A 20982-nucleotide genomic window follows, 5' to 3' on the forward strand; every position below is an offset into this window, starting at 1 on the left:
GACGGTTTCCTGTTTTGCCCACTGTCCGGACTGATTGCGGCTCCGAGGGGTGGAGGACCCTGGAGGTCGCATTCGTGCACGGGGACTCGGGACGTGGGCGGAAGGTTGAGAACGTCAACCAAATCTGGGAGGCTGCGCAGCGCCTTGCGCACCGCTCCCCTCCCCCTCCGCGCGTACGCCGCGCTGTCCCTGCTCGCCGTGTGCCTCGCGAGCGCGCCTGCCGTGGCGCAGAAGCTGCCGGATGTGGTGGTGACGGGGGCACCCGCGGCGCCGTCGCCCAGTGACACCGGTACAGGGCTCTGCATGGCGTCCAATGTGTGGACGCGTACTGCGAATGATTTGCCCCAGAGTCAGACGAACTACACAGAGAACCTGAACATCTACATGGAGGAGAACAGCGCGACGCGCATGACCTCCGTGTTGCGTTCCACGTTCGACCTGTCGAACAACCTGAACGACGGTCGAATCCTGAGCTTCGGCGACTTCGTCAGCGTGGTCTCGGGCTGCGCCCAGGGCGGCTGCCCCTTCCACTACAACGATTCGACCACGCGATTCGTCTCTCGCTTTCGCGGCTACCTGAACGTTACCCAGGACATGGTCGGGCGCGTCCTGCACTTCGGTTTCTACGCCGATGACGCCATCAGCCTCGTCCTGTTCGATAAGGCCAGCAGACGCTACGACATCGTCATCCGGCCACCAGAGCTCGGTGCACCCACGCGGCGCACCACCAACTCCGTCACCTTCACGCAGTCCGGGCTCTATCCCATCGAGCTGCTCTACGTGCAGATCGTGGAGCACGCGGCGCTGGAGTTCGTGGTGCTCGACGGTGCGTTCACGGACTACGACCGCCCGGCGAATCAAGTTCCAGTCGTCCCGCTCAACACCGCGGGCTTCTCCCTGGTCCAGCCCGCGCAGCTGTTCCAGACCGAGACTGGCCGGCCGTCGTTCCCGGACAACCTGGATCAGTGCGTCCAGTGCAACCGGCTGTTCGCGAACCAGCAAGGCAATGGCAGTTGCGGTCCGTCCTACTACTGCAACTCCGCTGCGCTCTGCGCCCCCTGTGACACGAACCTCCTTTGCGGCGACACCTGCTCGCCGTGCGGACCGACCGCGCCCATCTGCGCCCAGGTCAGCGGCCAGTTCGCCTGTGTCCAGTGCACCCAGAACAGCGACTGCCAGACCGGCAAATGCGACACCGCCACCAACGTGTGCACCGGCTGCGTCCGCGATACCGACTGTGGCTCCGGACAGGTCTGTGACGAGCCCAACTTCACCTGCGTCCAGTGCACCTCCGACGCGGAGTGCCCCGGCAGCCAGGTCTGCGACCTCACCGCGAACTCCTGCGTCGAGTGCAACGAAGACTCGCAATGCGACCGCGGCGAGTCGTGCTCCAACCACGTCTGCACGCCCTGCGACACCAACGACGCCTGCGCCGGCAACTCCTGCAACTGCTGCCCCAATGGCACCCAGTGCGCCGCGCCCACCCCCGGCGCCCCGCCCTCCTGCGTCGAGTGCACCACCGACAGCCAGTGCTCCAACGGCCAGACCTGCGACACCCTGAACGGCACCTGCGTCGACGCCGTCCCGGAGTGCAACACCTCCGACCGCTGCGGCCCCGGCTGCTCCAAGTGCCCCGGCGAGCGCCCCTACTGTCTGGACGGCGAGGTCTGCGTCCAGTGCCGCACCGACCTGGAGTGCGGCGACGGCCAGACCTGCGTCAGCGGTGAGTGCAGCTCCTGCACCACCGACAAGCGCTGCGGCCCGCGCTGCGGCGCCTGCGGCGAGGACACCCCGTTCTGCCTCTCCGACGGCACCGTGCAGAACAGCGTGTGCGTGGGCTGCGTCAACGACTCCGACTGCGGCAGCGGCACCTGCGACCCCACCACGCGCACCTGCTCCAACACCGGCGCCTGCGCGGTGACGTGCGCGGAAGGGCTCGTGTGCGACGGCTCCGCGTGCGTCGGGTGCTTCGCCGACGCGCACTGCCCCTGCGGCGGCACCTGCGACCTGACCACCAACACCTGCCTCGAGACGTGCGCCGACAGCGGCGACTGCCTGGGCGTCGAGTTCTGCTCCGCCGAGACCCAGCAGTGCGAGCGCGGCCGCCGCAAGCCCGGCACCGAGCCGCAGGGCGGCGCCTTCTGCTGCGGCACCACCGCCGAGGACACCCCCACCGGCAGCACCGCCATGCTGGTCACCCTCGCCCTGGGCTTCCTCTTCCTGCGCTCCGCCCGCCGCGTCCGATGAAGCCCTCCCGCACGCCGCTCCTCCCGCTGCTGCTGGCCCTCGCGCTGTCCACCGCCGCCCACGCCGCGCCGGATCCGCGCTTCAACATCCAGGTCTTCCGCCCGTCCGGCGCGCCGCAGGACCTGGTGATGGTCACCCAGTCCCGGCCCCTGTCCCACCTGTCCGTCTCCGCCGGGCCCTACTTCAGCTACTCCCTCAACCCGCTCTCCCTCGTCCCCAAGGACGGAGACCTGGGCTCCATCAGCCTCGTGGGCAACCGGCTCCAGCTGGACGTCATGGCCATGGTCGGCCTCTTCGACTGGGCCGAAATCGGCGTGGACCTGCCGCTCGTGCTCCTGCAGGGCGGCCAGAACCTGGAGGTCATCGGCACCGAGGGGCCCGTGGAGAGCTTCGCCCTGGGCGACCTGCGCCTCATGGCCAAGGTGGCCGTCCCCGGCTTCCGCCGCTCCGCGGAGGGCCACGGCTGGGGCGCCGCGCTCACGCTCAACGTCAGCTTCCCCACCGGCGTGCAGGAGGCCTTCGCGGGCGACGGTGAGCTCACCTGGGCGCCGGGGCTGGTGCTCGACTACCGCTTCGAGTCCGGCATCCTCCTGGCCTTCAACGGCGGCTTCTGGAAGCGGCCGGACGTCATCTTCAGCGGCGTGCAGCTGGGGGACATGGCGCCGTTCGGCCTGGGCACGGAGGTGCCCCTGTTGCGCGGCAGCGGCATCACCGCGCTGGGCATGGTGAACGGCGCGTTCGGCCTCAAGAAGGCGCCCGGCCAGGAGCGGCAGATTCCCGCGGAGCTGCTCATCGGCCTGCGCTGGTACAGCTCGCTGGGCGTCACGTTCACCTTCGGCGGCGGCCTGGGCTGCGGCTGCTCGCTGGCGTCGCCCAACCTGAGCTTCTTCACGTCCATCATCTGGGTGCCCGCCAAGACGCGCGAGTGGGAGGCCATCGAGCGCTTCAAGGAGCCGCCCGAGCCGCCTCCGCCGCCCGTGGACCCGGACAACGACGGCGTCATCGGCGAGCGCGACCGCTGCCCCAACGTCGAGGGCCCGGTGGAGAACGCCGGCTGCCCGGACACCGACGCGGACTCCGACGGCGTGGTGGACCGCATCGACAAGTGCCCGGACGTCCCGCAGGGCAAGCGCGGCCGCGACGGCTGTCCGCTCGCGCGCAAGTCCGGCAACAAGATCGTCATCCTGGAGCAGCTGAACTTCGTCACCGACCAGGACGTCCTCCTCTCCGAGTCCCTCCCCGTGCTGGAGGAGGTCGTGCGGGTGATGGAGGAGAACCCGGCGATAGACCGCATCCTCGTCGAGGGTCACACCGACTCGCGCGCCAGCGACCAGTACAACCTGGATCTGTCCAAGCGCCGGGCCTTCAGCGTGAAGCGCTACCTCATCGAGAGCGGCGTCGCCGCGGAGCGCGTGTGCTCGCAAGGCTTCGGGCGCAGCAGGCCCGTGGCCGACAACGCCACGGAGGAAGGCATGGCCCTCAACCGCCGCGTCGAGTTCACCATCGAGCCGCCCAGCGACGGTCCCCGCCCGCCCTGCCCGGATGACGTGGAGGCCGCGTCCAAGAAGAAGGGCGGCAAGAAGCCCGCGCCCGCGAAGCCCGCCGCGCCCCCCGCGAAGAAGCCGTAATGGGAGTCACAGGGTCCGCCGCTCCACGGCGGCGGACCCGGACTTCGAAACACAGACCTACTCGACGATGAAGTCCGCGGCGGTGCGGCGGCGGCCGGCCACCACGGACACCACCGCGCGGCCCTTGCCCACGGCCGTCACGCGGCCCTCGGGCGACACCGTCACCACGGCGGCGTTCGAGCTGAACCACTCCAGCGGCACCTTCTCCAGCGCCACGCCGTTGCGGTTGTACGCGCGCGCCTGGACCATCACCGACTGGCCCTTCTTCTTGAAGGTGTACGAGGTGAGGTTCAGTCCCAGGCGGACGAAGTCCGGCGGCACCACCTGCACGGCGATGGCGCGGTGCAGGTGCCCCAGCGTCGCTGAGACGGTGGCCACGCCGGCGGACGCGGCGATGAGCTCGCCGTTCTCCACGCGCGCCACGGCCTCGTTGCTGGAGCGGAAGTCGGGCGTCGCGTCGGGGATGACGTGGCCCGCTTCATTGCGCGCCACCACGCGCAGCTTGATGGTGCGCCCCACCTCCACGAAGTCCGCGCCCGGCGCGCGCACGTCCAGCGACGCGAGGATGGTGAGGTCCAGCGGCAGCGCCGCCTTCGCGCGGCCGCCCTGCACGCCGATGATGGTCTTGCCGGACTTGCGCGCCACCACCGTGCCGTCCTCCCGCACGGAGGCCACCTCCGGCGCGGAGCTGGTCCAGCGCAGGCGCGTGTCCATCATCTTGCGCCCGTCCGCGTCCAGCACGGTGTAGCTGAGCGGCAGGTTCTGCCCCTGCGTGCGCAGGTAGCGCTGCTCGGGCTGTTCGAGGGTGATGGTCGTGGGCGTCGGCCCACACGCACCGAGGACACCCAGCGCGAGGAAACCCAACAGGGAAAGGGACGGTGGACGTGACGTCTTCACGAAGGCAGGCACGGGGCTTTCAGGGAGCGGCGAAGTCTACCGGCTGACCACCCGGCGGGCGGGAAAACCGCGTGCGCCCACGCCGAAGTCCGGGCGCCTGCACGCCTGCTGACGACTTCCGGCCACTTTCAGCGGCGCGGGCCCCGGGCCTCCATCGCCCCCAGCACCTGCGCGGCCAGGGCCTCTCCCTCCCGCCAGCCGGCCACCCGGGCGCGCTCCCTCGCCTGCTCCAGCCGCTCGCGCGCGTCCGACACCCGCCCGCCGGCCACCAGCAGGCGCCCGGCGTTGAAGTGGATGCGCGCCACCTCCTGGGCGTCACCGCCCTGCTCGGCCAGGGTGAGCGCGCGCTCCAGGTCCGACAGCGCCTGGGCCGGCTCGCCCGCGAGGACCCGCAGGCCCGCGAGCTGCGACAGCGCCCGCGCCTGGCCCACCGCGCTGCCCACCGACCGCGCCTGCTCCGCCGCGCGCGTGAAGGCCACCCGCGCCCGGTCCAGCTGCCCCAGCCGCTGCTGGAGCCGCCCCAGGAGGAGGTAGTGCTCCCAGAAGAAGTCCGCCGCCTGCGGCGTCCGGTTCCCCATGCGCTGGAAGGCCCGCGCCAGCAGCTCCACCGCCGCCGTCGTCTCGCCCTTGGCCTCGCGCACCCGCGCGAGCTCGCCCAGCACCAGGGCCTCGGCCTCCGGATCCGAGCCCGCCGGCCCCTGCGCCATGGTGAGGCGCACCTCCGCGTCGTCCACGCGCCCCAGCTTCAGCTCCGCGACGGCCAGCCGCCGCGCGGCCTCCGCCCACTTCCCGGGCGTCTGCATCACCGGCACGCGGTCCAGCCACGGCGTCACCAGCGCGTCCACGGCCGCGGGGTCCGTCCGCGTGAGACAGCCCGCCGCGCGCGCGAGCACGTCCAGCTGCCAGCGCACCACCGTCGCCGTCGCGCCGGGCGCGCGGCCCAGGGCCCAGCGGTAGAAGTCCACCGCCGCGCGCCACTCGCCGCGCGCCGCGAACCAGTCTCCCGCCCGCTCGCACGCGGCCGGCGCGCCGGAGGCCTCCGCGCCCAGCAGGTGGTCCGCCACCCGCACCTCGCGGGCCGGCTCCTGCAGGAACGCCTCCTGCTCCAGCGTCTCCGCCAGCTCCTGGTGCGCGCCGCGCAGCTGCGAGGGGGACAGGCGCTCGCGCAGCACCTGCCGCGCCTCCTCGCGCGTGAAGCGGAAGATGCCGGGCTGCTGGGGCACGGGCACCACCCACTCCGTGTCGTCCAGCACCTCCGCGCCGTCCGGGGCCGTCAGCGACGCGCGCACCAGCGCCGCGGAGAAGAGCGAGCCCTCCACCGCGGCCCGCTGGAGGAAGCGCAGCGACGCGGAGGGCAGCAGCTCCAACCGCGCGCCCAGCGCCTGTCCCAAGCCCTGGGGCAGCAGCGCGGCCGTCAGCGGGCCATTGGCCTGGAAGCCGCCCTCCGTGCGCTGCAACACACCCACCGCCACCAGCAGCCGCACCAGCGCCAGCGCATGCGCGGGATTGCCGCGCACCCGGTCCGCCACCGCCCGCTCCAGCGACGGCGACAGGGCCATGCCCAGGCTCGCGGTGAGCAGCGCGTTCAGCTCCGACGGCGACAGCCCCTCCAGCACCGTCACCGGCAGGGACGCCAGGGCCGTGGGCACCGCGTCCACGTCGCCGGTGGCCACCAGCGCCACGCCCGGGTCCTTCGCCCCGAGCACGCCCGCGAGCAGCTCCAGCGACGGGCCGTCCACGCGGTGCACGTCGTCCACCAGCAGCAGCAGGCCGGACGGCTTCGCCACGCGCTGGAGCGCGTCCACCAGCGCCCCGTCTCCCGCCGGGAGGTGCCCGCCCACCGGCGCGCCCCGCGCGAGCCTCCGCCAGAGCGCCGCGGCCTCCGGTTCGGAGAAGCCCAGGCCCGACAGCGGCGGCAGCGCCGCATCTCCCCCCGTCGCGGCCCGCGACAGCGCGGTGAACACCGTGCGCCACAGCCCCAGCGCTCCGGCGGAGCGGGGGTCTCCGCCCCACGCGTACACCACGCGCGGCGACGCGCCCGTGGCCAGCTCCGCCACCGCCTCCAGGAAGCGGCTGCGTCCCACGCCCGTGGGCCCCACGAAGAGCCGCGCGCCGCCCTCGCCCTTGCGCGCCGAGTCCACCACCGCCCGCGCCTGGGCCAGCGCCTCGTCGCGCCCCACGAGGGTGTCCACGCGGGCCGCGGGCACGCCGGACTCCACCCGCCACGCCGTGCCGCCGGGCAGCTCGCGCGCCACGCCGATGCGCACCCCGCCCGCCTCCACCAGCAGCGCCTTCACCGAGGCGCCCACGAGCAGCTCGCCCGGCGCCGCCGCGTCCGCCAGCGCCTGCGTCCGCTCCAGCCCCAGGCCGGACAGCCGGGGTTCCCCGCCCTCCGCGCTCACGCGCACCACGCCGGACTCCAGGCCCCACCGCACGCCGGGCCCCGCGCTCCCCAGGTCCTCCGCGCACTTCAGCGCCCGCGTCGCGTCGTCGGGACGCGCCTGCGGCAGGCCGAAGAGCAGACACCAGTGCGCGTCCGACAGCGCCACCGCCTCCACGTGGTGGCGCGACGCGGCCTGCGCCACCACCTCGCGCAGCCGGGCCGCGTGGGCCGGTTCGCCCGCGACGACCAGCAGCGTGAGCCGGCGCATCTGCGCCTGCGCGTCCATCGCGCGGATCTTCACCGTGGGGCCCGGGGCCTCGTCTCCCAGGGCCGGGGGCCCGTCGTCCTCCTCGGGGGCCGGTGACGCCTCGGCCAGGGCGGAGGCCAGCGGCGCGGGCACCTCCATCGTCGGGTCGGTGGGCGGCTCGTGCACGGCGCCGTCGTCGCGGCGGGCGGCGGGCGCCTTGGCCGTCGGCGCGTCCGGGAGGTCCTCGTCGCCCAGGTGCACGGGCGGCTCGCGCAGCACGGGCATCATCGCCAGCTTCGGCGCGGGGCCCCCGGACGCGGGCGTGAGCGAGCTGCCGCACGCGGGGCAGAAGCGGTTGGTGGCGCTGGTGGACTGGCCACAGCGCGGGCACGACACGCTGGAGGGCTCGCGGGCCTGGGGCAGCCCCGGCTCGCCACTGCCCGCGTCGCGCAGCCTCGCGAGCACCGTGTCGCCCACCAGCCGCGTCACCACCGCGGAGACGCTCTCCCCCGGCGCCTCCGGCACTTCATCCAGGTAGGACTGGAGCGCGCGCGCCACGTCGGAGCACCGGGCGAAGCGCTGCCCGGGCGCGCGGTGGAGCATGCGCAGGATGATCTGCTCCAGGAGCGGCGACAGCCCCTCCACGAACTGCGAGGGCCGGGGCACCGCCGCCAGGGCGATCCTCCGCATGGCCTCCGCGGGGTTGTCCGTGTCGATGAACGGCCGGCGCGTGCACAGCTCCCACAGCACGACGCCCAGCGCGAACTGGTCGCTGGTGCCGGAGACGGGCTCGTTGCGCACCTGCTCCGGCGACATGTAGCGCAGCTTGCCCTTGAGCACGCCCGTGCGCGTGCGGCTGGCGCGGATGGTCGCCTTGGCCACCCCGAAGTCCACCACCTTCGTCAGGCCGTCCAGGCGCACCATGATGTTCTGCGGGCTGATGTCCCGGTGCACCAGCTCCAGCGGCTGCCCCTGGCTGTCGCGCGCGTGGTGCGCGTGGTCCAGCCCCAGCGCCGCGTCGCGGATCATCTGCGCGCAGACGCGGTGGGGCAGCGGCGTGCCGGCCCGCTGCGCCGCCTTCGCCAGGCGGCCCAGGTTCTCGCCCTCGATGTACTCCATGGCGATGTAGAACGTGCCCTGCCACGCGCCGACCTCGTACAGCGAGACGACGTTCGGATGGTTCAGGTGCGCCGCGACGCGGGCCTCGTCGAGGAACATCTCCACCGAGCCCTCGTGCTCCAGCAGGTCCGGCAGCAGGCTCTTGAGGATGACGGGGCGCTCGAAGCCGCTCACGCCCACCTGACGCGCCAGGAAGATCTCCCCCATGCCCCCCACGGCCACGCGGCGCAGCACCGCGTACCTGCCGAAGATGAGGGAAGACGGGGAAGCACCGGACACCATCGCCCTTGCACCGTACCCAGCGATCCCCATCCCCCGCCAGTCCCCGGCGCCCTGCTTTCCCACCGGAAGGCATTCGCCATTCCGCGGGCGTGTGGGGGCCTGACGCACCGGGCGTGACGGGCGGGGTCCCGGGCGCGGTTCAGACGTACCAGGTCAGCCGCCCCGCCTGCTCGGAGGACCCGGGCGCGAGGGTCAGCGGCGACACATACAGCCCGCGCCGCTCCCGCTTCCACCAGGCCCCGGTGCGCTGGCGCTCCTCCCGGGAGGTCATCCGGTAGTCGTGGAGCACCGCCCGCACCAGCCGGGGTGGACGGTCCGGGAAGGGGTTGGACGCGAAGAGCCCCAGCACCTCCGGCGAGCCCTCCAAGAGCCGCTCCAGCAGGGCCAGGAACCACGAGGGCGGCGACCCCAGCGCGGCGAACCACATCTGCCAGTCCAGCCGGGGCTGGTGCGGGGCCACCTGGCGCGGCGGCCGGTCCACCGCGGAGGTCTTGTAGCGGAACGGGTACGCCACCCAGTGCACGCCGTCGTCCGAGCCCTCCACGGTGATCTCCGGCCGGTCCACCGTCATCACCGCGAACAGGCCGTAGGAGTTCACCGAGTGCAGCGGCACCACCCGGTCCTCCAGCCAGTCCACCGCCCGCACCAGGCGCTCCGGGCCGCGCGGCCACCACCCCATCCGGCGCAGCAGCTCCACCGTGCCCAGCGTGAGCATGGGCACCGCCGTGGCGGCGGACAGCGCCGTGTCCAGGACCGACGGCCGCCGCGCGGGCTCCGCGTCGCGCCACAGGCCCTCCGGCAGCACGCGCCGCAGTGCCGCGTCGTCCAGCAGCCACAGCCCCAGGGCCAGCGACTGGACGTTGAAGAAGCCGTAGTTGCCCGTGGCCATGATGGCCGCCTGCAGCGCGGTGAAGACGCCGAAGGCGGCCTGCCGCACGCGCCGGGGACCGAACGCGAGGAAGGGCGCCGCCGTCTCCGCCGCCAGCACCGCCGCCGTGCCCGCGTGGCGCACCCCGCGCGGCAGCTGGTGCGCGGCCCAGCCTCCTCGCGTGGGCAGGGGCGCGGTCTCGAAGTACACGTCGCACGCGCTCAATTCGCGCCACGTCCGGTCACCCGAGTGGAACTTGCTGATGCCCGACCCGAAGTAGAGCCGGAACACGAGCATCCGGAAGAGGAACACCTCCAGCGCGGACACGTCCCGCTTCCCCAGTCCGGGCCGCACGCCGTCCGGCGCGGTGAGCGCGCCCAGCAGCCCCATCTCCAGCAGCAGCACGTCCCACTGGAACGACAGGAACTCGCGCCCCAGCGACACGTAGGACAGGTACAGGCCCCACAGCGCGCCCGCGCTCAGGCGCGGGGCCACGTTGAGGAGCAGCGCCAGCGACAGGGCCTGCCCCACGCGGCAGCCGCGCACCAGCGCCGCGTCCGACGCGTCCTTCCAGAACACGGAGGGCCGGCGCCACCGGCCCTGCGCGGCCCAGCGCTCGGACTGCGCCAGGTCGCGGATGGGGCGGATGCCCTTCTCTCCGTAGAGCCCCAGCACCTGCCTGCCCAGCGACGTGAAGGCGATGAGGAACGTGCCGCCCAACAGCCGCATGAAGGCCCAGCGCACCACCCGGTGTTCCGCGGGCTCCGTCACGCGGCTGAACAACCAGGTGTCCCAGCGCGACGCGCGCCGGCGGTTGTGCGCGATGACCGCGTACACCGCGCCCGCCACCTGCCGGACGCCGGGCAGCAGGCCCAGCCGCGCGGCGGCGCGCGTGCTCCAGCGGGGCGACCAGGCGAGCATGCGGAAGACGGCCTCCGCGCCGGACGAGCGGCGCCCCGAGGGCTCCACCAGCTGCATCGCCCGGCGCATGTCCCCTTTCGGGATGCCCAGGAGCGTGCGCAGCCAGCCGGTCCCCACGGCGAAGCGCACGCGGCCCCCGGTGTCCTGGCGCCAGCGCGCCACCCAGCGCTTGCAGAAGCCGCAGTCCCCATCGAACAGCACGAGCGGTCTCGGCTCGCCGGTCGTCGCGCGCATCGGGTCTCTCCTTCGTCCGACGACAAAGGTGCGTGCGGCGGGCGGGATGCGAAGGGGGCGGCGGGGCCCGCTGGTGGGGCAGGCGGGCAACGGAGCGCGCACCCCTGCATCCAGGTACAGGTGCCTAGCTTTGTCCGCATGAGCGAGCCCAAGGCCCAGGCGAAGAAGACGGTGGAGATCGTCCCCGGCGTGCACCACTGGACCGTCTCCGACGACCGGGTCGGCGGCGGCCGCAGCGACGCCTACGCGGTGGTGGACGACGACGGCACCGTCACCCTCATCGACCCGCTGCCCATCGACGAGAAGGCCCTGCGCAAGCTGGGCGACGTCGACGCCATCGTGCTCACCGCGGGCAACCACCAGCGCTCCGCGTGGCGTCTGCGCAAGGCGTTCGGCGTGCCCGTCTGGGCGCCGGAGGGCGCGCAGGGCCTGGAGGAGCAGCCGGACTTCGAATACGTGAACGGCACCACGCTGCCGGGCGGCCTCAACACCTTCCAGACGCCGGGGCCCACGGAGGCCATGTACACGCTCTGGCTGCAGAAGAGCCCGCATGCGGTGGTCTTCATCTCCGACCTGCTGACCCACGAGGGCCGGGGCGCGCCCACGTTCGTCCCCGGCGAGTACCAGGACGAACCGCTGCGCACGCGCACCAGCATCCAGCGCATCCTGGACCACCTGCCCCTGCAGACCGTCTGCTTCGCGCACGGCGCGCCCATCCTCCAGGACGGCGCCAGCGCCCTGCGCAAGGCGCTGGAACAGGACGACGAGTTCCCGCACGCGCCCTCGCCCTGAGCCTTCAGGCCGGGGGCAGCTCGCGCACCAGCACGTGGCCGTCGTCCTGGCCGGGCGGCACCAGCTCCAGCCGGGCCCCCGCCTCCGCGCGGTCCAGCAGCGCGCCCAAGGACAGCAGGTCGTTGACGGGGATGCGCGTGGCGGAGGTGGACGCCCCCTCTTCCCGGCACATCGCGCGGGCCACGCGGGCCTCGTCGGAGAGGTCCGTCTCGTAGACGAAGGTGCGCTCGTCGTAGTCGTGTCCGCCGGGGACGCGCCCCACCAGCCGCATGGGCCCCAGCCGCGAGTGCACGCGCACGGCCGGGTTGTCCCACTGGGTGACGCCGCGCAGCCGCTTCGCGCGCACCATGCCCAGCGTGAGCAGCTTCACCCACGCGGACGCGCCCCGGCCCGGCAGGAAGCTGAACAGCGACACGCCCACGAACAGCCCCGGCGTCAGCGACGGCGCCACGTAGCAGGCCGCGCCGATGGCCAGCTCCTCGTCCGCCAGCAGCAGCCGCTCGCGCGCGGGCGCCTTCAACAGCCGCGCGGGACAGCGCAACAGCCCGATGGCGCCGGGCAGCAGGTACAGGTCCGACAGCACCCAACGCGGCACGCCGATGCCGCCGAACGCGAGCTGGTTGAGCGTGAGGTACTGCCGCGCCAGCTCCGCGTTGTGCTCCGCCAACAGGTGCGTCACCGGGATGCCGTGCGGCGCCAGGTCCAATGAAGGGACGTGCACGCCGGAGCCCAGCGCCTGCAATGACAGCTCCGGGGTCGCCGCGAAGAAGGCCTGGGCCAGCGGCGCGAGCTCACCCGCCATCGGCTTCGAGGTCCTTCGCCACCACGTCCAGCCGGTACTCCGCAGGGAGCGAGACGCGGGAGGCGTCCACCGACGCGCGCGACACGAGGCAGCGCGACGAACCGCCGCCCTTCTCCGTCAGCTCCGGCATCGGCATGGACACCACGCGCATGCCCAGGCGCTCGAAGGTCTCCACGATGTGCGGGGGCATCACCGTGGGCGCGAGCAGGTCCTTGCCCAGGGGCAGGCCGTTCGTCGCATAGCGGCGGATGTCCGCCTCCGTCACCCGCACCAGCCGGTTCGCGCCGAAGCGCTGCTCCAGGAGCGCCACCGACTCCGGCGCCATCACGTCCGGACACACCACCAGCCGGTCCACCGCGGGGAGGGGCAGCACCGCCATGTTCCCGTGGAACGCGGGCTCGCGCACCTGCACGCGCAGCACCTCGCCGGGGAAGGACTTCCGCGCCGCCTCCAGCCCGTCCAGCGTGGTGCGCCCGCCCCAGAACAGCAGCGTCACGCCGTCGAAGGTCGCCACGTCGCCGTGCGCCTCCCAGATGCCCACGCCCGGGTCCACGACCTCCAGGCCCAGGCGCCGGGCCAGCGGCGTCCAGTGGTCGCGCTCCGCGAAGCGATGCGCGCTCATCATCCGGGGCAGGAGGAACAGCGGGGCCTGGCCCTCGCGCGCCACCACCTGGCCGCACTCGGCCGCGTAGGGCATGCCCGTCAGCGCGTCCGACGGCGAGGGCAGCGCCACCACCGTGCCGCCACGGGCCTCGATGTGCCGGGCCAGCGTCAGCCACTCGCGCCGCGCGCCGCGCGCATCCGCCGGAGCGGCCTCCCGGCTGCGGAAGTTCGAGCGGCCTCGCAGCGCCCAGCCCCGGCCCGGGGGCGACATGAGGAAGAGGTCCATCATCCCCCGCTTCTAGCCGTCGGCCGGAGGCCTCACAACGCATCCGAGCCGTGCCCCCGCTCGCTTGAAGCCCGGCCGTCCACCGCCCCACAGTGGATGAGAAGCAGCGCCGCCTGCCCCCTCCCGTTTTTCACCCGGAGGGGGTTGCCCCACCGCCCCGCGCGCATGGCATCCTCAGCCCCTTTTTTGAGCACCAACGGGGTTGGGGATTCATGCACTTCGAGCTGGCCTTCGTGCTGCTCTTCTCCATCGCGACGGCGGTGGCGATCGCGGCGCGCTACTTCAAGTTTCCGTACACGGTGGCGCTGGTGCTGGCGGGCCTGGGCCTGGGCATCGTGCAGGCCTTCGAGCCGCCACACCTGACCAAGGAGCTGCTGTTCGCGGTCATCCTGCCGGGCCTGCTGTTCGAGGCGGCGTTCCACGTCGACTTCCGCAAGTTCATGAAGAACAAGCTGGCCATCACCTCCATGGCCATTCCGGGCGTGGTGGCGTCCATGGCGCTCACGGCGCTGTTCCTGTCGCCGGCCATGCGGGGGATGAACCTGCTGGAGGGCTTCGGCCTCATCCACGCGATGGTGTTCGCGTCGCTCATCGTGTCCACGGACCCCATCGCGGTGGTGGGCCTGTTCAAGGCGCTGGGCGCGCCCAAGCGGCTGGCCATCCTGGTGGAGGGCGAGAGCCTGCTCAATGACGGCACCTCCGTGGTGCTGTTCACGCTGGTGGTGGGCGTGGCCGCGGGCCAGGAGTTCACCGTGGGCAGCGCGGTGATGGACTTCATCAAGGTCGCCGGCATGGGCGGCGTCATCGGCGCGGCGGTGGGCTTCGTGGTGGGCAAGGTCATCCTGCGCGTGGAGGACGCCATGGTGGAGATCACCTGCACGGTCATCGCCGCGTACGGGTCCTTCGTGGTGGCGGAGCACTTCCACTACTCAGGCGTCATCGCGGTGGTGGTGGCCGGCATGGTGTGCGGCAACTGGGCGGCCCAGGAGGGCATGGGCCCTTCCGTGCGCATCGCGGTGGAGAGCTTCTGGGAGTACCTGGCGTTCGCGCTCAACTCGGTGGTGTTCCTGCTCATCGGCCTGGAGGTGCAGCTGTCGTCGCTGCTCGCGTCGTGGCTGCCCATCCTGCTGGCGTACGGGGCGGTGTTGCTGGGCCGCGCGGTGGTCGTCTATGGCGTGTCCGGCCTGCTGCGGTTCACGTCGGAGAAGCTGCCGTGGAAGTGGAGCGCGGTGCTCACCTGGAGCGGCCTGCGCGGCGCGGTGTCCATGGTGCTGGTGCTGGGCCTTCCGGAAGACTTCGCCCACCGCGAGCTGCTGGTGAACATGACGTTCGGCGTGGTGGTGCTGTCCATCATCGTCCAGGGGCTCACCATGGCGCCGGTGCTCAAGGCGCTGGGCATCACCGGCGTCAAGGACATGTACCAGGAGCAGTACGAGCTGGCCCGGGGCAAGCTGGGCGCCATCCACGCGGCGCTCGCGTCGCTGGAGGCCATGCGCCGCGGCCGCGAGATTCCCGTGGACGTGCTGGAGCCCCTGGAGCGCGACTACCAGCAGAAGGCGCAGGCGGTGGAGCAGCAGCTCACCGCGCTCAAGCAGCAGTCCAACCGCTTCCACGACGAGGAGAAGCAGGAGGCCATCCGCCGCATCCTCATCGTGGAGAAGGACGCCCTCTTCAGCGCCTACCAGCAGGGCACGCTCAACAAGGAGGTCTTCGAGCACCTCACCGCGGAGCTGGACGAGCGCATCGCCCAGGCGAAGGACGCGGAGTCCCACGTGTCCTCGGAGGACGCCCAGCCCTCCCCGCCCCAGGCCCTGGCCTCCTGAGCGCCGCCGGCCCACAACGACCCATCCGGGCCCTCCCGCGCGTATGAAGGGATGAGGGCCCGGCGTCTTCGGGCGGATTCCAGCGGCCGGCACGCCAGGAGATGAGACACATGCGGTGGACCCGGGGTACGTGGCTGGCGCTCTGTCTCCTCGTGGGAGGATGCGAACCGCTGGACATCCGCAGCGGGCAGCTCCCGGCCCGCTCGCGCATCGTCCCCGAGCCGCCAGGTGCCGCGTGCGCGCACGGCGGCCAGGCCGTCCAGACCGGGCTGGACCAGGACGGGGACGGCGCGCTGGAGGACCACGAGGTCACCAGCACCGAGTACGTCTGCGACGAGGACCCCGGCGCCGCGCCCGTGCTGGTGCGGACCGGGGCGCTCGCCCCCGGCGCCGCGTGCCCGGACGGCGGGCAGGTGACGCAGGCGGGGCTCGACCTGGACGGCGACGGCGTGCTGGACGACGCCGAGGTCACCCGCGAGGTCCGCGCCTGCACCCGTGACGCCCCCGTGCTCACGCGCCTGCGCCCGGTCAACACCGCCTACGCGTGCGCCAGCAACGCGACCCTGCTGGAGGCGGGGAAGGACACGGACGGCGACGGCGCGCTCGATGACGCGGAGGTCCAGGCGGCCCACGCCTTCTGCATGGCGGACAGCAGCCTGGTCCGGCACGCGCTCCAACCCGAGCCCGCCGGAGGGCGGTGCGGGCGGCCCGGCACGCGGGTCGACGCCTGGTTCGACCAGGACGGCGACGGTGAGCAAGCCCCCGGCCTGGAGCCGCTCGTCACGCTCACCGTCTGCCAGCCCGCGCGCGTCCATGACGGCCACTACCTGGTGGCCAGCGCCGCGGACCTCGCCGCCCTCCAGGGAATCACCCGCGTGGACGGCGACCTCCAGGTCACCACCGAGACCCTGGGCGACCTGCGGCTGCCGGAGCTGTCCGCCGTCATGGGGACCCTGCGCATCGTCAGCAACCTCCAGCTGGCCCACGTCGCGCTCCCCGGCCTGCGCTTCGCCCGGAGCATCGAGCTGGGCTCCAACCCGGCCCTGGAAACCGCCGCCATCGGGACGGCATCCGGGTCCCCGGTCTTCGTCGAGGAGCTGCTCGTCCAGGACCTCCCGCTGCTCGCCTCGCTGGAGGGCTTGAGCCTGCTGGCGCCCCACAAGGGGCTGGGCGTGGTGAACGTCCCGCGCGTGGAGGCCCTGTCCTTCCCCCACGTCACCGCCCTCTCCCAGAGCCTCTCCATCGGGGAGACCCCCGCGCTGAAGTCCCTGTCCTTCCCCGCCCTCCGGCAGGCGGGCAACATCCTGCTCGGCGACAACGGGGCGCTGGAGTCCCTCGCGGGCTTCCCGGAGCTGCAGAGCGTCCACACGCTCTCCCTCGTCAAGCTCTCCGCGCTGACCTCGGTGGAGGGGATGGACCGCCTCCAGTCCATCGAGAACCTGCTGGTGGAGCGCAACCCCGCGCTCGAGACCCTGGCGCTCCCCCAGCGCCTCCAGGTGGGCCTGCTGGACCTCTGGGACAACCCCGCCCTGGTGACCGTGGGGCCCTTGAATCCCAGGTCCCAGGTGACCAGGGCGCTGCGGCTCAGCGGCAACCCCCTGCTGCGGGAGCTGAAGGGCCTGCCCGACCTCGTGTCGCTCGAGGTCCTGGAGGTGTCCCGGAACCCGATGCTCACCGACCTGAGCGCGCTGGGAGGACTGGTGCGGCTGGGGCAGCTCCTGGTCGTCCAGAACGACCGGCTCACGGACCTGTCCGCGCTGAGCGGCCTGCGCGAGCTGACGGCCCTGGCGGTGCTGGGCAACCCGGCCCTCCAGGCGCTGGGGCTGGACGGGCTGGAGGCCGTGTCCACGTCGTTCGCCGTGCGGGACAACCCCCTGCTGCCCACGTGCCGGGCCCAGGGGCTGGCGGACCGCGTCTACACGGGGCAGCCCACGGGGCGCGTCATCCTCGGCAACGACGACGCGGCCTCCTGCCCCGCTCCATAGGCCTCAGCTCGCGCCGCCCTCCACGCGCGACTGGAGCACCGCGCCCAGCACGTCCGCGGTGTCCTCGCGCAGCCGGGGCAGGTGCGCGTAGAGCACGTCCTCCACCTGGGCCACCACCTCCTTCGGCGCGCCCGCCTCGCGCAAGCCCGCCAGCACCGCGTAGGCCGCCACCGCCAGCGGCCCCACGTAGCCGCGCGATTCCTCCCAGAACTCCTCGAAGCACGGCACGGCCTCCCCCGCCACCACGCGAGAGAGCCGTCCCAGGCACGCCTCCCAGTAGGCGCGGTGCGCGTCCCGGGCCGCGTCGTCCGCGAACGCCCCCTGGCGCAGCTCCAGCCGTGTGCCCTCCGGGATGGGATGGAAGGTCAGCTCCGCCCGGGTGCGCCCCGGCGGCACCGGCCCGCCCTCCCAGTCCATCTCCAGCGCCAGGAACCGTCCCGGCTCCACCTCCACGATGCAGCCCACCTGCGCGAACGCCCGGCCCGCCGCGTCCCGCAGGCCCACCCGGTAGGGCTGGCCCAGCGCGCCGGGGTCCGGCGCGTGCGTGCGGTGGCAGCCCGGCGGCGCGCCGAACCAGCGGCGGATGAGCGCGGGCTGCGAGAAGGCGGGGAACACCGCGTCCGGCGGCGCGGGCAGCTTCCACTCCAGCTTGAGCTCGCTCACGCCCGGGCCCCCGAGCGCGTGCGCAGCTCGAAGCGGGGCACGTTCGCCAGCAGCTCCTCCGGCGCGCGGTACTGCTCCACCACCAGGCTGATCCGCGAGTCCTCCAGGGACTGCCCGCCGGAGGTGATGGCCTCCACCTCATGCAGGAGGTCGCCCCGGAACATCACCAGCGCGTTCTGCTGGGGCTTGAGCTCCGCCACCGGACCGCCCCGGTGGTACAGCCGCAGCGCCCCGCCCCGGAGTTCCTTCGGAACCTGGACATACAGCACGCTCACCGCCACCGGGCAGCCGATACTCGGTCCGTAGAATTCAAGACTCCGGTCGATGTGCGCCGCCACGCTCCGGCCCTGCCCCACCAGCAGCGGGTTGAGCAGGAAGGCGTTGCACTCCGGCAAGAGCGTCTTCGCCAGGTACGGCGCGAACGCCGGAAAGCGCCGGGTGACGTCCGGCAGCGCCTCCCGGCGGAACGTCAGCGAGAAGCCGTACGTGCCGGAGAACTGCCCGGACAGGTTCGACTCGCCCAGGAGCGAGGAGCCCAGGATGGCCGAGCGGATGGAGGCCGTCGTCTCCTCGGGGAGGGCGTCCGGGGTGCGGTGGAAGAAGGTGTCGAGCCGGAAGGCTCCACCCCACGGTGGCTGGAAGCGCATGGCCCCCCAGTCTACCCACCCACGCCGCGCCGCCCCATCCCCCGCCGCCGCTCGGGACACGGCCGCCCGGGGCCCACTCCCAACACAACGCGTCAATCCCTGACAACACGGCGCGTCAGGGATGACATCAATTTCGCTTATTTATCATTTATCACGCCTAAGCCGAATTCTCAGGCCTCCCACCTTGCGCGCCCCGGTCGATCCCGACTTTCTTCGGACAAGCTACGAAGTCCCCTTCGCAGCGCTCGCCGTCCCACGCCCCATCCACCCCACTGGAGTTCGCAACCATGAGCCGAAGCAGACTCACGGGAATCGCGCTCGCATTCCTGGCCGTCAGTTGTCTGGCGGTTCCCTCCGCAGAAGCCGCCACGTATGGCGTCACGCCCTCGGGCTCCTCCGCCATCTTCTACGTCGACACGACGGACTGGGCGGACATCCACTACAAGCTCAACAACGGCCAGCAGCTCAACATCCGCATGACGGTGACGGGCGGCCGCAACCAGTACACGGTCACCGGCCTCTCCGCCGGCAACTACATCGACTACAGCTATACGTACTGGGACGTGTCCTGCGCCTGTGCGCGCGACACGACCTGGGCGCGCTATACGCATTCGGGCACGGGCGGGGGCACCGACGCGGGCACCGGCACGGACGCGGGCACGGGCGTCGACGCGGGCCCTCCGCCCAACGGCGACGCGGGCCCCGTGGTGCCGCTGTTCACCAGCGCCACCGCGCTGGAGCCGGCCACCGTGGAGAACACCTCCACCGCCATCATCACCCGCGTGGGCGACCGCGTCCGCGACCGCCACATGCGCGAGGACATGTACCAGGCGTACGACCACTACCTGAAGCTGTACTTCGAGAAGCGCACCCACTGGATTGAAATCGTGGATGCGGTGGCCAAGGGCGGCAACACCATCACGGTGAACCTGTACACGATTTATCCGTACGACTCGCCGGACTTCCGCGCGTTCTTCCGCGGCCTCAACACGGTGGCCGAGTACTTCCACAACGCGGACTTCGTGAAGGTGAACGACTACAAGTACACGTCGTCGGTGAACTTCAACGCCAAGGAAGGCCGCGCCATCCGCGTGGGTGACCGGATGGAGCTGGAGGTGGGCGTGTTCCTCCAGCAGCCGGTGGAAGGCCGCTTCAACTACTACTCCACCACGATGCTCTACATCGTGGGCCAGGGCGGCGTCGTCCCGTTCGAGGGCCAGGGCAGCATCCGGGACTCCTTCCCGCTGCCGGCGAAGGCGCTGGCGGGCGGCATGAGCACGCTGCACACGCCGTTCTCCAATGAGCCGGACAACCGCTTCCTGCAGATGGCCACCAACCTGGCGCCGGTGAACGCGCAGCCCTTCGTGGAGGGCCGCCGCCTGCACCACACGAACTTCCGCGACGGCAGCCACTCCGAGCCGGACAACCCCCTCTTCACCGCGCACGCGAACAAGCTGGGCAACAACTACGTCAACGTGTCCTGCATCTCCTGCCACAAGCAGAACGGCCGCGGCCTGCCGCCCGCCACCAACACCACGCTGGACAACTACGTGGTGAAGGTGGGCAAGGTGAACAACGGCGTCGTGTCCGTGGACCCGGCGCTGGGCTTCCGCCTGCAGCCGCGCGCGGTCAGCGGTACGCCGGAGGCGGACGTGCGCATCAGCAGCTGGACGACGACGGCGAGCGGCACGCTGAATGGCGGCGCGACGTACAGCCTGCGCAAGCCCAACTACAGCTTCCTCAACGTGACGCCGACGAACTTCTCGCCGCGCATCACGCCGCAGCTGGTGGGCATTGGCCTCCTGGAGGCGGTGCCGGAGTCGCAGATCGCGGGCCTGGCGGACCCCAACGACGCGAACGGCGACGGCATCTCCGGCCGCATGCAGACGGTGAAGGACCCGGAGACGGGCGTCACCCGCATGGGCCGCTTCGGCTGGAAGGCGGGCGTGGCGCGCGTGAAGCACCAGGTGGCCGAGGCGCTCAACAGCGACATGGGCGTGACGACGAACGTGTTCAAGACGCAGGACTGCGGCTCGTCGCAGCAGGGCTGCGCGGGCTCCAGCACGGAGCTGGGCGACAGCGAGCTGGACAAGATGACCCGCTACGTCGCCCTGCTGGGCGTCCCCGCGCGCCGCGACCACTCGGACGCGACGGCCATGCAGGGGGAGACGGTGTTCACCAACGCGGGCTGCGCGAAGTGCCACGCGCCCACGCTGACCACCAGCCAGTACAGCGCGATGACCGAGCTGCGCGGCCAGACCATCCGCCCGTACACGGACCTGCTGCTGCACGACATGGGCGCGGGCCTGGCGGACAACCTGCCGGAAGGCCAGGCGTCCGGCGCCGAGTGGCGCACGCCGCCGCTCTGGGGCATCGGCCTGACGGCGGGCGTGTCCGGCGGTGAGGCGTACCTGCACGACGGCCGCGCGCGCAGCGTCACCGAGGCCATCCTCTGGCACGGCGGCGAGGGCGAGGCCGCCAAGCAGGCCTTCGTGAACCTCAGCGCCGCGGACCGCAACGCGCTGCTGAAGTTCGTCAACTCGCTGTAGGGCTCG

At 72.3% G+C, this 20982-nt stretch carries 13 protein-coding genes; 6 read left to right on the forward strand and 7 right to left on the reverse strand.

Going from position 1 to position 20982, the window contains the following annotated elements; genetic code table 11:
- The first annotated feature begins 144 nt into the window (after positions 1 to 144).
- Both traA and traB read left to right on the forward strand, forming a co-directional pair.
- Positions 145 to 2247, forward strand: a complete 2103-nt coding sequence (gene traA, locus NR792_RS24180; protein ID WP_375755039.1) for an outer membrane exchange protein TraA — start codon at positions 145 to 147, stop codon at positions 2245 to 2247.
- A complete protein-coding gene (traB, locus tag NR792_RS24185) occupies positions 2244 to 3875 on the forward strand; it encodes an outer membrane exchange protein TraB (RefSeq protein WP_375755040.1) in 1632 nt (543 codons plus the stop codon). Before traA ends, traB begins: the two co-directional genes overlap by 4 nt.
- Before the next feature lie 57 nt (positions 3876 to 3932).
- On the opposite strand, the gene NR792_RS24190 is transcribed toward traB, so the two are convergent.
- The 3 genes from NR792_RS24190 to NR792_RS24200 form a co-directional block, all read right to left on the reverse strand.
- A complete protein-coding gene (locus NR792_RS24190) occupies positions 3933 to 4784 on the reverse strand; it encodes an Ig-like domain-containing protein (RefSeq protein WP_375755041.1) in 852 nt (283 codons plus the stop codon).
- Positions 4785 to 4900: 116 nt separating this feature from the next.
- On the reverse strand, positions 4901 to 8803 hold the full coding sequence (locus NR792_RS24195; protein WP_375755042.1) for a protein kinase: 3903 nt from the start codon (positions 8801 to 8803) through the stop codon (positions 4901 to 4903).
- 139 nt (positions 8804 to 8942) lie between these two features.
- Entirely contained in the window at positions 8943 to 10826 is a 1884-nt protein-coding gene (locus NR792_RS24200) for a lipase maturation factor family protein (protein ID WP_375755043.1), read from the reverse strand.
- Positions 10827 to 10964: 138 nt separating this feature from the next.
- Between NR792_RS24200 and NR792_RS24205 the strand changes: the two genes are divergently transcribed.
- Entirely contained in the window at positions 10965 to 11618 is a 654-nt protein-coding gene (locus NR792_RS24205) for an MBL fold metallo-hydrolase (RefSeq protein WP_375755044.1), read from the forward strand.
- Positions 11619 to 11622: 4 nt separating this feature from the next.
- On the opposite strand, the gene NR792_RS24210 is transcribed toward NR792_RS24205, so the two are convergent.
- Positions 11623 to 12420: a hypothetical protein gene (locus NR792_RS24210; protein WP_375755045.1), complete on the reverse strand. Its 798-nt coding sequence runs from the start codon at positions 12418 to 12420 to the stop codon at positions 11623 to 11625.
- Positions 12410 to 13312 carry a dimethylarginine dimethylaminohydrolase family protein gene (locus NR792_RS24215; protein WP_375755046.1) on the reverse strand — a complete coding sequence of 301 codons (903 nt, stop codon included), beginning with the start codon at positions 13310 to 13312 and terminating at the stop codon, positions 12410 to 12412. Before NR792_RS24215 ends, NR792_RS24210 begins: the two co-directional genes overlap by 11 nt.
- A gap of 209 nt (positions 13313 to 13521) precedes the next feature.
- Between NR792_RS24215 and NR792_RS24220 the strand changes: the two genes are divergently transcribed.
- Positions 13522 to 15132 (forward strand): cation:proton antiporter, encoded by a 1611-nt coding sequence (locus NR792_RS24220; protein WP_375755047.1) that lies wholly within the window; start codon positions 13522 to 13524, stop codon positions 15130 to 15132.
- Between the two features lie 110 nt (positions 15133 to 15242).
- Complete coding sequence (locus NR792_RS24225) at positions 15243 to 17117, forward strand: hypothetical protein (protein WP_375755048.1); 1875 nt, start codon at positions 15243 to 15245, stop codon at positions 17115 to 17117.
- A 3-nt stretch (positions 17118 to 17120) separates the two neighbouring features.
- On the opposite strand, the gene NR792_RS24230 is transcribed toward NR792_RS24225, so the two are convergent.
- Positions 17121 to 17780 (reverse strand): SRPBCC domain-containing protein, encoded by a 660-nt coding sequence (locus tag NR792_RS24230; RefSeq protein WP_375755049.1) that lies wholly within the window; start codon positions 17778 to 17780, stop codon positions 17121 to 17123.
- Positions 17777 to 18427, reverse strand: a complete 651-nt coding sequence (locus tag NR792_RS24235; protein ID WP_375755050.1) for a 2OG-Fe(II) oxygenase — start codon at positions 18425 to 18427, stop codon at positions 17777 to 17779. Before NR792_RS24235 ends, NR792_RS24230 begins: the two co-directional genes overlap by 4 nt.
- 287 nt (positions 18428 to 18714) lie before the next feature.
- On the opposite strand from NR792_RS24235, the gene NR792_RS24240 reads away from it, so the two are divergent.
- Complete coding sequence (locus NR792_RS24240) at positions 18715 to 20976, forward strand: di-heme oxidoredictase family protein (protein ID WP_375755051.1); 2262 nt, start codon at positions 18715 to 18717, stop codon at positions 20974 to 20976.
- Positions 20977 to 20982: the final 6 nt, after the last annotated feature.

The organism is Corallococcus exercitus (genome assembly GCF_042231735.1).
Classification (GTDB): domain Bacteria; phylum Myxococcota; class Myxococcia; order Myxococcales; family Myxococcaceae; genus Corallococcus; species Corallococcus exercitus_B.

Excerpts from the sequence above, each read along its gene's own strand:
- NR792_RS24200 (WP_375755043.1), bottom strand. The coding sequence starts at position 10,826 with ATGCGCGCGACGACCGGCGAGCCGAGACCGCTCGTGCTGTTCGATGGG.
- traB (WP_375755040.1), top strand. The coding sequence starts at position 2,244 with ATGAAGCCCTCCCGCACGCCGCTCCTCCCGCTGCTGCTGGCCCTCGCG.
- NR792_RS24210 (WP_375755045.1), bottom strand. The coding sequence starts at position 12,420 with ATGGCGGGTGAGCTCGCGCCGCTGGCCCAGGCCTTCTTCGCGGCGACC.
- NR792_RS24215 (WP_375755046.1), bottom strand. The coding sequence starts at position 13,312 with ATGATGGACCTCTTCCTCATGTCGCCCCCGGGCCGGGGCTGGGCGCTG.
- NR792_RS24220 (WP_375755047.1), top strand. The coding sequence starts at position 13,522 with ATGCACTTCGAGCTGGCCTTCGTGCTGCTCTTCTCCATCGCGACGGCG.
- NR792_RS24235 (WP_375755050.1), bottom strand. The coding sequence starts at position 18,427 with ATGCGCTTCCAGCCACCGTGGGGTGGAGCCTTCCGGCTCGACACCTTC.
- NR792_RS24195 (WP_375755042.1), bottom strand. The coding sequence starts at position 8,803 with ATGGTGTCCGGTGCTTCCCCGTCTTCCCTCATCTTCGGCAGGTACGCG.
- NR792_RS24205 (WP_375755044.1), top strand. The coding sequence starts at position 10,965 with ATGAGCGAGCCCAAGGCCCAGGCGAAGAAGACGGTGGAGATCGTCCCC.
- NR792_RS24240 (WP_375755051.1), top strand. The coding sequence starts at position 18,715 with ATGAGCCGAAGCAGACTCACGGGAATCGCGCTCGCATTCCTGGCCGTC.
- NR792_RS24225 (WP_375755048.1), top strand. The coding sequence starts at position 15,243 with ATGCGGTGGACCCGGGGTACGTGGCTGGCGCTCTGTCTCCTCGTGGGA.